The organism is Neisseria sp. HMSC070H10 (assembly GCF_001837635.1).
GTDB classification, from domain to species: domain Bacteria; phylum Pseudomonadota; class Gammaproteobacteria; order Burkholderiales; family Neisseriaceae; genus Neisseria; species Neisseria subflava_A.
The window spans coordinates 297527-310033 of sequence record NZ_KV833376.1 but is presented as its reverse complement, the minus strand read 5'-3'; the positions used below and the strand labels follow the sequence as shown (position 1 = coordinate 310033).

General features: G+C 50.0%; 11 protein-coding genes and 1 pseudogene. 5 read left to right on the top strand and 7 right to left on the bottom strand.

Annotation, left to right across the window (positions count from 1 at the left end; all coding sequences use genetic code 11):
• Positions 1–162, top strand: a pseudogene (locus tag HMPREF2606_RS10765) (IS5/IS1182 family transposase); the annotation flags it as partial.
• A 274-nt stretch (positions 163–436) separates the two neighbouring features.
• On the opposite strand, the gene HMPREF2606_RS07395 reads toward HMPREF2606_RS10765, so the two are convergent.
• The 7 genes from HMPREF2606_RS07395 to HMPREF2606_RS07365 all read right to left on the bottom strand — a co-directional run bounded on the left by HMPREF2606_RS07395 (position 437) and on the right by HMPREF2606_RS07365 (position 8114).
• Entirely contained in the window at positions 437–1780 is a 1344-nt protein-coding gene (locus HMPREF2606_RS07395) for an aldehyde dehydrogenase family protein (protein WP_070712501.1), read from the bottom strand.
• Positions 1781–1859: 79 nt separating this feature from the next.
• Positions 1860–2519 carry a MarC family protein gene (locus HMPREF2606_RS07390; protein WP_049328611.1) on the bottom strand — a complete coding sequence of 220 codons (660 nt, stop codon included), beginning with the start codon at positions 2517–2519 and terminating at the stop codon, positions 1860–1862.
• Position 2520: 1 nt separating this feature from the next.
• Positions 2521–3672: a rod shape-determining protein RodA gene (gene rodA, locus HMPREF2606_RS07385; protein WP_070712504.1), complete on the bottom strand. Its 1152-nt coding sequence runs from the start codon at positions 3670–3672 to the stop codon at positions 2521–2523.
• Positions 3665–5713 carry a penicillin-binding protein 2 gene (gene mrdA, locus HMPREF2606_RS07380; protein ID WP_070712506.1) on the bottom strand — a complete coding sequence of 683 codons (2049 nt, stop codon included), beginning with the start codon at positions 5711–5713 and terminating at the stop codon, positions 3665–3667. Before mrdA ends, rodA begins: the two co-directional genes overlap by 8 nt.
• A gap of 4 nt (positions 5714–5717) precedes the next feature.
• A complete protein-coding gene (mreD, locus tag HMPREF2606_RS07375; RefSeq protein ID WP_049336486.1) occupies positions 5718–6218 on the bottom strand; it encodes a rod shape-determining protein MreD in 501 nt (166 codons plus the stop codon).
• Positions 6219–6222: 4 nt separating this feature from the next.
• The gene (gene mreC, locus HMPREF2606_RS07370; RefSeq protein WP_070712508.1) at positions 6223–7065 is read right to left on the bottom strand and encodes a rod shape-determining protein MreC; all 843 of its coding nucleotides are present in this window, start codon (positions 7063–7065) and stop codon (positions 6223–6225) included.
• An 11-nt stretch (positions 7066–7076) separates the two neighbouring features.
• Positions 7077–8114 (bottom strand): rod shape-determining protein, encoded by a 1038-nt coding sequence (locus HMPREF2606_RS07365; RefSeq protein WP_070712510.1) that lies wholly within the window; start codon positions 8112–8114, stop codon positions 7077–7079.
• 225 nt (positions 8115–8339) lie between these two features.
• On the opposite strand from HMPREF2606_RS07365, the gene gatC reads away from it, so the two are divergent.
• The 4 genes from gatC (at position 8340) to gatB (ending at position 12481) form a co-directional block, all read left to right on the top strand.
• The gene (gene gatC / locus HMPREF2606_RS07360) at positions 8340–8630 is read left to right on the top strand and encodes an Asp-tRNA(Asn)/Glu-tRNA(Gln) amidotransferase subunit GatC (protein ID WP_003685110.1); all 291 of its coding nucleotides are present in this window, start codon (positions 8340–8342) and stop codon (positions 8628–8630) included.
• A 150-nt stretch (positions 8631–8780) separates the two neighbouring features.
• Positions 8781–10229, top strand: coding sequence for an Asp-tRNA(Asn)/Glu-tRNA(Gln) amidotransferase subunit GatA (gene gatA, locus HMPREF2606_RS07355; RefSeq protein WP_070712512.1), 1449 nt, complete (start codon positions 8781–8783; stop codon positions 10227–10229).
• A 99-nt stretch (positions 10230–10328) separates the two neighbouring features.
• Positions 10329–10949, top strand: a complete 621-nt coding sequence (locus HMPREF2606_RS07350; RefSeq protein ID WP_070712514.1) for a trimeric intracellular cation channel family protein — start codon at positions 10329–10331, stop codon at positions 10947–10949.
• A 101-nt stretch (positions 10950–11050) separates the two neighbouring features.
• The gene (gene gatB / locus HMPREF2606_RS07345) at positions 11051–12481 is read left to right on the top strand and encodes an Asp-tRNA(Asn)/Glu-tRNA(Gln) amidotransferase subunit GatB (RefSeq protein WP_070712516.1); all 1431 of its coding nucleotides are present in this window, start codon (positions 11051–11053) and stop codon (positions 12479–12481) included.
• Positions 12482–12507: the final 26 nt, after the last annotated feature.

Below are 12507 nucleotides of genomic sequence, written 5' to 3'. Positions count from 1 at the left end.
TATGTGGTCGAACAAAGCTTCGGTACGCTGCACCCTAAATTCCGCTATGCGCGGGCAGCCTATTTTAGTCTGCTCAAAGTGAGTGCGCAAAGCCATCTGAAGGCGATGTGTTTAAACCTGTTGAAGGCCGCTAACAGGCTAAGTGCGCCTGTTGGCGCCTAAAAGGCGGCCGGATGCCTGATTAATCAGGTATCCAAGGGGAGTTAAGGGGGTATTTGAGTAGAATCAGTGGATCTTTGAAACAAAAACAGCCGAAAATCTTTGTTTAGGTTTCGGCTGTCGGGGGAAGGGCTTTTTTGCAAAGGTCTCAGGTTTCTTATTTTTGAGCGGCTTTGACTTTGCAGGGTTTGTACGGGATTAAATACAATATTTTTTTAAAAACAACATCAGGCCGTCTGAAATCGGGTTTTCAGACGGCCTGAGTTGATGAAACGGTTTATTTTTGCCAATAGGTTTTGACGTTGACGAACTCGTACAGTCCAAATTCTGATAGCTCGCGTCCATAGCCTGAAGCTTTGACACCGCCAAAGGGAAGGCGCAGGTCGCTGCTGGTGTGGCGGTTGATAAAGACAGAGCCCGCCTGGATTTTTTCGGCGTATTGCCATGCGTTTGTTGTGTCCGCTGTGTAGATACAGGCGCCGAGGCCGAAAGGTGTGTCATTGGCAAGTGCGACGGCATGATCCGGATTGTCGGCGCGTAAGATCATGGCAACCGGGCCGAAGACTTCTTCGTGCCACACGCGGCAGTTTGGGTTGACCTGATCCAATACGGTAGCAGGGTAAAACCAACTTTCTCCCTCAGGGATATAGCCGCCGCTCAAGCATTGCGCGCCATGTGCAACTGCATCTTGAACCTGCTCGTGTACGGTTTGACGCAGGTCTTGGCGGTGAAGCGGGGCAAGGGTGGTGTTCGGGTCTTTGGGATTGCCGGTTTGCAGTTTGGCACACTCGGCAAGAAAGAGCGGGATAAACTGTTCGGCAATATCTTGGGTAACAATGATGCGTTTGGCGGCGTTGCAGGATTGCCCGGCATCGCGAAAGCGCGAATAGCAGGCATCGATGGCTGCGCGTTGCAGATCGGCATCGGGCAGGATGATAAACGGATTGCTGCCGCCCAGTTCAAGGACGGTTTTTTTCAGATGTTTGCCTGCATGGGCGGCCAGCAGGCGGCCCGTATGGGTCGAACCGGTAAATGCCATGGCATCGGTATCTTCAATGGCTTGAAGCGTGTCTTCATGGCTTAACCATGCGCCGATAAGCGGCAAACCTTTGGGGACAAGACTGAAGAGGGTTTCGCTGACGCGGGCGACACTGGGCGCAGGTTTGACCGCGCAGGCATTGCCGGCGCACAGGGCAGGGATGGCAAATCGTAAAATCTGCCAAACAGGATAGTTCCACGGCATGACCGCCAAAACAACGCCCAAAGGCTCGAAGCGGACTTGGCTGAGGCTGGCTTGGGTGGCGATGGTTTTATGGGCAAGCAGTTCGGGGGCAAGGCGGACGTAGTAGCGGATAAGCTCGATGGATTTGCTGATTTCGGCACGACATTCGTGCAGGCAGCGTCCGACTTCTTCGCAAACCATTTCGGCAAGGCGTTCTTGGTTTTGGGTAAGGCTGTCGGCAAATTGCTGTAAGAGGGCGGTGCGCTCGGTAATGCTTGATTGGGTGAAGGTTTGCTGAAGGGTTTGGAGGCGGTTTAATTCGTCGGTGAACTCGGTATAGCTTTGCGCCGGTCTGCTGTAAATGGTTTCTCCGGTGAAGACATGGGTGCTGTGAAACATGGTTGGCTCCTTTGTTTTTATGTTTTTATGAGGCCGTCTGAAAATGTTTCAGACGGCCTTTTATTGTGATGATTGTACTTCAAGCGACCAATTGGGGAAAAATAGATTTTAAGCCGGCAACAATAATCTCTACGGAAATGGCGGCAAGCATCATGCCCATGATGCGGTTGAGGATGGTCAGGCCGGTAGTGCCCAAGCGTTTGCTGATGCGTCCGGCCACGACCAGAATGAAATAGCAAATCAGGCTGACCAAAAAGCCGGAGATGATAATCAGGGCAATATCGCTGTAATTTTTGGCGGCAGAGGAATAAATGATGACAGTGGAGATACCGCCAGGACCGATGGTAATCGGAATGGCAATGGGTACGACGGCAATCGCTTTTTCATTGCGGCGGACTTGTTGCGCACTTTGATGTTCTTCTGAATGGGGATCAATTTTGGGTTTGGCAGGATTATCGTTGCCGTTCATTAAGGAGATGGCAATCAGTAAAACCAGAATACCGCCGCCGACTTGGAAAGAGCCGACGCTGATGCCGAGTACTTTCAATAAGATACCGCCGCTCAGTGCAAAGACGATGATTACGATGAAAACGGCCAATGCGGCAGTACGCGCGATTCTGCGCTTTTCTTTGGTGCTGTGGTTTTGTGTCAGATCAAGATAAATTGAGAGCGCGCTGAAAGGATTAATCAGCACGAGAAATGCCACAAGCAGCTTGCCGATTTCTACACCCAGTTCCATATTATTCCTCGCTTTCAGTTAGGTTATCGTTATCCGCATTACGGCGGCGACGGTTTTTGTGTTCGTTGGCAATACCCATCAACAGGGCGAGTACAACCATGATGGAAAGCGTAGCCGTACCGCCGTAGCTGACCAAGGGGAGGGGGACGCCGACAACGGGCAAAATACCGCTGACCATGCCCATGTTTACAAAGGCATAGCAGAAAAAGGTCATGGTCAACGCGCCTGCCAAAGTACGACTGTAAAGGGATTGCGCTTGCGCGGCAATCCACAATCCGCGTGCCAGAATGATAAGGTAAACCAGCAGTAAAAGGATATTGCCAATCAGGCCGAACTCTTCACCGAATACCGCGAAAATAAAGTCAGTCGTTGATTCGGGAATATAGTCCAAATGGGTTTGCGTACCGTTGAGCCAGCCTTTACCCCATACACCACCCGAGCCGATGGCAATCATGGATTGGATGATGTGGTAGCCTGCACCTAACGGGTCTTTGGTTGGGTCGAGCAAGGTAAGGACGCGGGTTTTCTGGTAGTCATGCATGCCGTAGTTCCACAAGAGCGGCAGGGCGGCCACAAAGGCAATAATAGCGACAAAAATGGCTTTCCAGGGCAATCCGGCAAAAAAGATGACAAAAATACCCGAAGCCATAATCAGCGCGGCCGTACCGAGGTCGGGCTGCTTCAAAATCAGGGCGACAGGAACAAGAATCAGCACGAGGGCGACAATATAATGTATCCATTTCAGACGGCCTTCATAGCGTTGGAAATACCACGCGACAGTCATGGGAATACCGATTTTCATGATTTCGGAAGGTTGGATACGGGTAAAGCCGAGACTCAGCCAACGGGTCGAGCCGTTGACGGTAACGCCGGCAACTTCGACGCCAATCAGCAGTAATACGCCGACAATATAAACAGGCAAGGCAACTTTGGCAGCCGTTTGCGGCTTAAATACAGCAATAATCCATAAAAGGGTAAAGCCCAAAACGGTATGGATGGTTTTGTTTTCCAATTGGCCGAACTCTTGCCCGTCTGCAGAATAGAGCAAAAACAGGCTCATGATGTAGATGGCGAGCATGGCAAAAAACAGCCAAGGGTCAATCGGGGCTGCAATGGTGGATTTGAAGTTTTTCCACGCTGATGTGTTATTCATGATGAACCTCCGGCTGTGAGGCAGGGCTTGTCGGCGTCAGTCCGTAGGCGGATTGGAAAATGCTAGGAATAGGCTGATGTTTATCAGTTTTTTCAGTTTTGGCCGAATCTGTTTCGAGGCCGTCTGAAAACTGTTGCGGCTTGACGTGAAGCATATAAAAATCAGTCATTTCACGGGCTAATGGCGCGGCATACGCACCCCAGCCGCCGTTTTCCAAAATAACGGCAATGGCAATTTCAGGTTTTTCCAATGGCGCAAACGAGATAAACCATGCGTGGTCGCGGTGTTGTTCGCGCAGGGCTGCGGCATTGTAGCGGCCGCCCTGTTTGATTTGTACGACCTGGGCCGTACCGGTTTTACCGCCCATTGTGTAAGCAAGTCCGCCACCGATACGGTGTGCCGTACCGCCCGGTTTCAATACCTTCTCCATTGCGCGTTTGACGTATTCGAAGTTGTCGGCTTTGAACGGAATTTGACGTTCGGGATTAGGATTGATGCGGGTAATTTTGCGCGCGCCGAAATCCAATATTTCTTTGACCAAATGCGGCTGATGAACAACACCGTTGTTGGCCAGAGAGGCTGTCGCATGTGCCATTTGCAAAGGCGTGTAGGCGTTGTAGCCTTGGCCGATACTGACGGAAACCATCTCGCCGGCACGCCATTCTTTGGCAGTCGGGTCGGAAGATTTGGCAAAGCGTTTAGCCTTCCATTCGCGGCTGGGCAAAACGCCTACATATTCACTAGGCAGGTCAATACCGGTTTTTTGGCCGAAACCGAATTGCGCCAGATACGGAGAGGCTTTGTCGATACCCATTTCGTAACCCAAGCGGTAGAAGAAGGTATCTGAGGATACTTGAATGGCTTTGCTCAAGTTGGCAGAGCCGTGACCGCTTCGGACAGAGTCGCGGAAAATATGGCGGCTGCCGGGTATACTCCATGCGCCGGGGGCGGGGACGATAGTGTTTTGAGTGATTTTGCCGCTTTCCAACAAAGCCATGCCCATAAAGGGTTTGAATGTAGAGCCAGGCGGATAGAGGCCTTGGGTAACGCGGTTGATCAAAGGCTTTTTCCAATCGTCATTCAGCATTTTCCAAGTATCGCTGTCGATGCCGTCAATAAAGAGGTTGGGATCGAAGGAAGGTTTGGAAACAAAAGCCAATACGGTACCGTCTTGCGGATTGATAGCCACCAATGCGCCACGGCGGTCGCCCAAGATTCGGTCGGCTTCCTGCTGCATACGGATATCCATCCCTAGGCGTAAGGTTTGCCCCATTTTGGACGGAACATTTTTCAATACGCGGACGATGTTGCCATAAGCGTCTTTTTCGACTTCTTGATAGCCTGGAACGCCATGAAGCTGGTGTTCGTAATATTTTTCCAAGCCGGATTTGCCGATATGCGTACTGCCGCGGTAGAGGGCAGTCAGGCCTTCTTCTTCCAGCATTTCTTTGTCTTTATCGCTAATACGGCCGATGTAGCCTAAAAAATGGGAAGTCAGCTTGCCGTAAGGATATTCGCGGAATGTGCGTGAATTGACCTCTACGCCTTTGAATTCGCGCAGATGTACGGACAAACGGGCGGCCTCTTCATCGGTCAGCCTAAGTTTGAGCGGGATATTTTCAAATTTTCGATAGCTTTCTCGGTATTTTTTGAAGCGTTTTAAATCTGTCGGCGTGATATCGACGTATTTTTTCAATGCTTCAATGACATCTTCCATCTTGCCTTCGATGCGGCTGGGAATAACTTCGAGCGAAAAGACTGGATAGTTTTTGGCCAAAGGAACGCCGTTGATGTCGACGATTTCGCCACGTACGGGTGGCGTTGGAATCAGGGTAATGCGGTTGCTCGATGCCTGACCGGAAAACTCGTTGTGTTGAGTCACTTGCAGGTAGAAGAACCGCGCCAGCAAGATGGAAAAGAAGATGACAATCAGGATAAAGGCAACGAGCAGGCGCAACAAAGCATCGGTTTGTGCTGCCTGAGCGGAAGGTTTTTTGGTATGTTGACCACCGGAAAGACGGCGTGGAAGAATCGGTTTCATCTTTTCAGTGGGAGCGGTAAATACGGGTCACGATCAGCATCAGCTGGCTGAGTATCGGCCAAAGCAATGCGCCGACAAATGGGGCAACAAAGCCTTGCAAAGTAATGACCTGATGATTGAGGAACAGACGGGCAACAGTTAAGACGGCCTGATTGAGAAGCAGCGCAGCCAAGACAGCGGCCAATTGCATAATATGGCCGTAAAGCATGATTTGGCGGCGGCGGTTTAAGATGAAATAAGTCATCACGACGTAAGACAGGGCATGTAATCCCAAAGTCGCGGCGGTTGCTGCATCGACAATCAGACCGATGGCAAAAGCCAGTCCCATGCCTGCGCGTTGCGGTTGGTGCAATGCCCAATACAGCAACATCAGTGCCGTCATTTCAGGCAGCCAGAAGAATCCGTCAAAGGAAAACGGCATAAAGTCCAGTATCATCATCACAATGAGACTGGCCGCCATGATGTGCAGCGGTACTGCACGGTAAGAATCGTCAAAATCGTTCATGAAATCAGCGTGGGGAAGAAGGGCCGGAAGAAAGTACCAAGACAAAACGGCTGCTGCGTAAAGCGGCCAAAGGCGTCAGTTGCGTATCGTAATAAGGTGTTCCCGATGCGCGGACAACCTTGCTGACGGTTGCAACGGGAATCCCCGCCGGATAAGTACCATCCAGGCCGGAAGTCAGCAGAATATCGCCGGGTTTCAAGTCTGAGCCGGTTGGAAAATAGCGCAAATCCAAACCGTTGCCATTGCCGTATGCCAAGTTGCGTTCGCCGGTGCGGCTGACGGCTATGGGGACAATGCTTTGTCCGCCTGAAATCAGCCCAATTTCTGCACTTTGTGTGTGAACTTGTGTCAACAGGCCGATCAAACCGCTTTGATCGATGACTGCATCGCCAACTTTCAAGCCGTCTTGACTGCCCTTGCCGATAATCAGTCTTTCGGAAAGCGGATCTTTGCCATTGGAAATGACTTCCGCACCGATAACGTTGTGAATACCTTTTTGTTGCAAACCGTACAGTTTTTTTAATTCTCGCAATTCATCGGTATTGACTTTATCCCGCTGCAAATCGATTTTCAGACGGCCATTTTCTTCCATAAGCTGGCGGTTTTGTTCCAAGAGCTCGGATTTGGACTGGGAGAGTTCGGCAAAATATTGATAAAGTTGAACAGGTTGATTGGCCAGCCATTGAACAGGGTAGAGCATGGGCATGACTGCCGCACGTACAGGCTGCATCAATGAAAAGCGGTAATCTGCCACCATCAGGCCGGCAGCTAGAGCGATATAAACGACAAAACGAGGCAACAGCTTAGAGCCTTTTGCCTCGTCAAAGCGCAAAGAAGAGCGTTCCATAACCATCTACCTTATGGGTTTTCCGTAAACACGGTATCCCATTTGCCGATATAGTCCAAAGCCTTACCGGCACCATAGGCAACGCAGTTCAGAGGTTGGTCGGCAATACCGACGGGCAGGCCGGTTGCATCGGCCAAGACGGTATCGATACCGTGCAGAAGCGCGCCGCCGCCTGTCAGCATAATACCGCGGTCGGCGATGTCGCCAGCCAATTCGGGCGGAGCCTGTTCCAAAGCCAGACGGACGGCACGGATGATTTGATTTACCGTTTCACTCAATGCTTCACGGATTTCATCTGAAGTAACTGCCAAGGATTTAGGCGTGCCTTCAGCCAGATCACGGCCTTTAATGCGCATGGCTGTTTCGGTTTCAAAGCCCGAGGCAGAGCCGATTTGTTTCTTCAATTCTTCGGCTGTAGCTTCGCCAATCAAGACACCGCGATGGCGACGCAGGTAATGGATGATGCTTTTATCGAATTCATCGCCGGCTGCGCGGACAGAAGCAGAATAGGCCATACCGCCCAGTGAAAGAATGCCGATTTCAGTCGTACCGCCACCAATATCGACAATCATCGAACCTGCCGCATCTTCAATCGGCAAGCCTGCGCCCAAAGCGGCGGCCATCGGTTCTTCAATCAAATGCACGCTTGCCGCGCCGGCGGCAAACGCCGAATCCAAAATCGCTTTACGTTCCACTTGGGTAGAGCCGCCCGGAACACAGATAACCACACGAGGTGGAACCAAAGACCATCCTTCGGTGGCTTTTTTAATCAACATACCCAGCATACGCTCGGTAATCACAAAATCGGCAATCACGCCGTCCCTCATCGGGCGGACGATTTCAATATTGCGTGGCGCACGGCCCTGCATTTTTTTGGCTTCCGTGCCCACCGCCATAATTTTACTTTTATTGCCTGCACCGGATTGAATCGCAACCATGGACGGCTCATCCAAAACAATCCCTTTGCCGCGTACAAAAATCAGCGTGTTGGCCGTGCCCAAATCGATGGCAATATCATTGGAGAGGAAACGAGATAAAAGACGAAACATTAGGATTCCTGAAATTCCGGCCCAGTCCGGATGCTTTAAGCAGTATTTAAAATAAGAAAAACAGGTACACGGTTTTAGACGGATAAATGCGCCCTTAAAAGGCCGTCTGAATCAAAACACCATGCCAACCTGTTTGGTTTTCGGTTATAATTCTTCGCTTCATAGAAGACGAAATGCAATGATACCCCAAACCTAAGAGGCATTGCTATCAGACAAGGATTTTTTATGGCTTTAAGCTTAAATGATGTGGAAAAAATCGCAAAACTCTCGCGCCTCACTTTAACGGACGAAGAAAAAAACAAAACGCTTGCCGAGTTGAACGACATTTTCGCCATGGTTGAAAACATGCAAAGCGTCAATACCGACGGCATCGAACCCATGGCGCATCCGCACGAAGCCGCTTTGCGCCTACGCGAAGATAAAGTGACTGAAACCGATCACGCTGCAGAATATCAGGCTGTTGCCCCAGAAGTGCGCAACCGTCTGTATATCGTTCCTCAAGTAATTGAAGAATAAGGTTTCAGACGGACTTTGCTTATCGGCAAACCCCTATTGCAAGGCCGTCTGAAAGGATACTTTGTTCAGACGGCCCGATTTATTGATTTAAACGGATGTTTTCAATATCTGTTTTGAAAGCAAAAACTGTTTTATAGAAAGTACGGCACAATGACCGCTTACACGCTCAAACAAGCCAGCAGCCTGCTGCAATCCAAACAAATTTCCGCAGTCGAATTGGCGACCGAATATTTGGCCGCTATTGCTGCGAAAAACCCTGCCATCAACGGCTACGTTACCATCGATCAAGATAAGACCCTTGCTGAGGCCAAAGCAGCCGATACGCGTATCGCAGCCGGCAATGCAACGGCTTTGACCGGTGTGCCGGTTGCTTACAAAGATATTTTCTGCCAAACAGGTTGGCGCAGTGCATGCAGTTCCAAAATGTTGGATAACTTTGTTTCTCCTTATACTGCCACTGTGGTGCAAAACCTGTTGGATGCCGGCATGGTGACCCTTGGCCGTACCAATATGGACGAGTTTGCCATGGGTTCGACCAATGAGACTTCGTTCTACGGCGCAACCAAAAACCCGTGGAATCTTGAACATGTTCCCGGCGGTTCGTCAGGCGGTTCGGCTGCTGTGATTGCGGCACGTTTGGCACCGGCTGCGTTGGGTTCGGATACCGGCGGTTCTATTCGTCAGCCTGCGTCGCATTGCGGTATTACCGGCATCAAGCCGACTTACGGTACGGTTTCACGTTTCGGTATGGTTGCTTATGCTTCCAGCTTCGACCAAGCCGGCCCTATGGCGCAAACGGCCGAAGACTGCGCGATTTTGTTGAACGCCATGGCCAGCTTTGACGAGCGTGATTCCACCAGCTTGGAACGCGACAAAGAAGACTACACCCGTGATTTGGACAAGCCACTCAAAGGTTTGAAAATCGGTTTGCCTAAAGAATATTTCGGCGAAGGCGCGGATGCCGATGTTCAGACGGCCTTGCAAAGCGTTATTGATTTGCTCAAAGCACAAGGCGCGGAGACTGTTGAAGTTTCCCTGCCGCAAACATCATTGTCGATTCCCGCTTATTACGTTCTCGCCTCTGCGGAAGCAAGTACCAACTTGTCCCGTTTTGACGGCGTACGTTATGGCCATCGTGCAGCGCAATTCGGCGATTTGGAAGAAATGTACAGCAATACTCGTGCCGAAGGTTTCGGTAGCGAGGTCAAACGCCGTATCATGATTGGTACTTATGTATTGAGTCATGGTTACTACGATGCTTATTATCTGAAAGCGCAAAAACTGCGTCGTCTGGTTGCCAATGATTTTCAGACGGCCTTTGGTCAATGTGATTTCATTTTGGCGCCGACTGCACCGACTGCCGCGCCAAAACTCGGCAGCGACATTCACGACCCTGTGCAAATGTACTTATCCGATATTTACACCATCGCCGTGAACCTTGCCGGTTTGCCTGCACTGACTCTGCCTGCCGGTTTCAGCGCAAACGGTCTGCCGATTGGTGTGCAATTTATCGGCAACTATTTCTCCGAAGCCAAAATTTTGGGTGCCGCACATCAAGTTCAGCTGAGCAGCGATTGGCACACCAAAGCGCCGGAATAATGTTTTAGGGCCTTGATGATTCAAGGCCGTCTGAAAATAAACCATATAAAAGCGCCTGAATGTATTGAGGTGCTGCATATTGTAGATATTTAAAAAATTATGACAGCCACCGACTTCATTCAAATCATTGGGACAGCTGCGTTTGCCATTTCAGGCTATTTGGTCGGCTACAACAAGCGATTGGATGTACTCGGTGTCGTCATTACTGCGTTACTGACGGCTGTCGGCGGCGGCATGATACGCGATGGCTTGGTCGGCCGGATTCCGCAAGTGTTTTTGCAAACCGATGCGCTGATTGTTGTGTTTGCTACGCTTTCCATTGCATGGTTGATAAGGGTGCAACGTTATCGCAGCACCTATTTGGCCGCTGCTTTTATTATTGCCGATGCCATTGGTTTGGCTGCGTTCAGCATTACCGGTGCACAAATCGGTATGGCCTTGCAGCTCAATCTGTTCGGCGTTATTTCTTTGGCTTTTGTGACTGCTGTTGGTGGCGGTATTGCGCGCGATATTTTGGTCAATGATGTGCCGATGATTTTGCGCACCGACCTTTACGGCAGCGTGGCTATTTTGATTGGCGGGCTGATTTATCTGTTCGGACATTTGGGCTGGATTAATATTTTTACGTTAAACCTGCTCTTTGCTGGTGGATTGTTGTTTCGCCTGACTGCATACCGTTTCCATTGGCAACTGCCCGGTTTCCAACGCCGCAGGAAATAAACTTATCTTACAGACGGCCTGTTATTGTTTTTTTATTCAGGCCGTCTGAAAAACGAATCACTCATTTAACCGATTAACTTTTTTTCGACAGAAAGACCCTTATGACTTGGGAAACCGTAATCGGACTGGAAATCCACGTCCAACTCAACACCCAATCCAAAATCTTCAGCGGCGCATCCACTGCATTCGGTGCCGAGCCTAATGCCCACGCCAGCGTGGTTGAGTGTGCGTTGCCGGGCGTATTGCCGGTAATGAACCGCGAAGTCGTCGAAAAAGCCATCAAACTCGGTTTGGCTTTGGATGCGAAAATCAATCAGAAAAACGTGTTCGACCGTAAAAACTATTTTTATCCTGATTTGCCAAAAGGCTATCAAATCAGCCAGTTGGATTTGCCGATTGTTGAACACGGTAAACTGGAAATCGTAGTGGGCGATGAGGTTAAAACCATCAATGTTACCCGTGCGCACATGGAAGAAGATGCGGGTAAATCCGTGCACGAGGGTTTGAACGGTGCGACCGGTATCGACTTGAACCGTGCCGGTACGCCTTTATTGGAAGTTGTCTCCGAGCCTGAAATGCGCTCTGCAGCCGAAGCTGTGGCATATGCTAAAGCGCTGCACGGTTTGGTGACTTGGCTGGATATTTGTGACGGTAATATGGCGGAAGGCTCGTTCCGTGTTGATGCCAACGTTTCTGTACGTCCAAAAGGTCAGGCGGAGTTCGGTACACGCCGTGAAATCAAAAATCTCAACTCTTTCCGCTTCTTGGAACAAGCCATCAATTATGAAGTGGAAGCGCAAATCGAAATTTTGGAAGACGGCGGTAAAGTACAGCAGGCAACCATGTTGTTTGACCCTGAAAAAGGTGAAACCCGTGTGATGCGTTTGAAAGAAGATGCGCACGATTACCGCTATTTTCCAGATCCGGATTTGCTGCCTGTCATTATTTCAGACGGCCAATTGCAGAAAGCCAAAGAGCAAATGCCTGAATTGCCGCATGAAATGGCGGCGCGTTTTGTTGCCGATTACGGTGTGTCTGACTATGATGCGCGCCTGTTGACTGCCAGCCGCGCCCAAGCTGCCTATTTTGAAGAAGCGGCCAAAGCCTGCGGCCAAGGTAAATTGACGGCGAACTGGATGAACGGCGAGCTTGCTGCTACTTTGAACAAAGAAGGTTTGGAATTAGCTGAAAGCCCGATTACGGCTTCACGCCTTGCCGAGTTGGTTGCTAAAGTTGCAGACGGAACATTAAGCAGCAAATTGGCGAAAAAAGCTTTTGAAGCAATGTGGACCGAGCCTGAAGCAGGTATTGCCGAAATTATCGAAAAACATGGTTTGCAACAGATTACTGACACTGGTGCAATTGAAGCGATGGTGGATGAAGTGTTGGCAAACAATGCGAAAGCCATTGAGCAATTCCGTTCCGGTAATGAGAAAGCCTTGAATGCGATTGTTGGTCAAGTGATGAAAGCAAGTAAAGGCAAGGCTAATCCGGCTCAAGTTCAAGAGTTGATTAAAGCTAAATTAGCTTGATGGATAGGACAGGCCGTCTGAAAAAT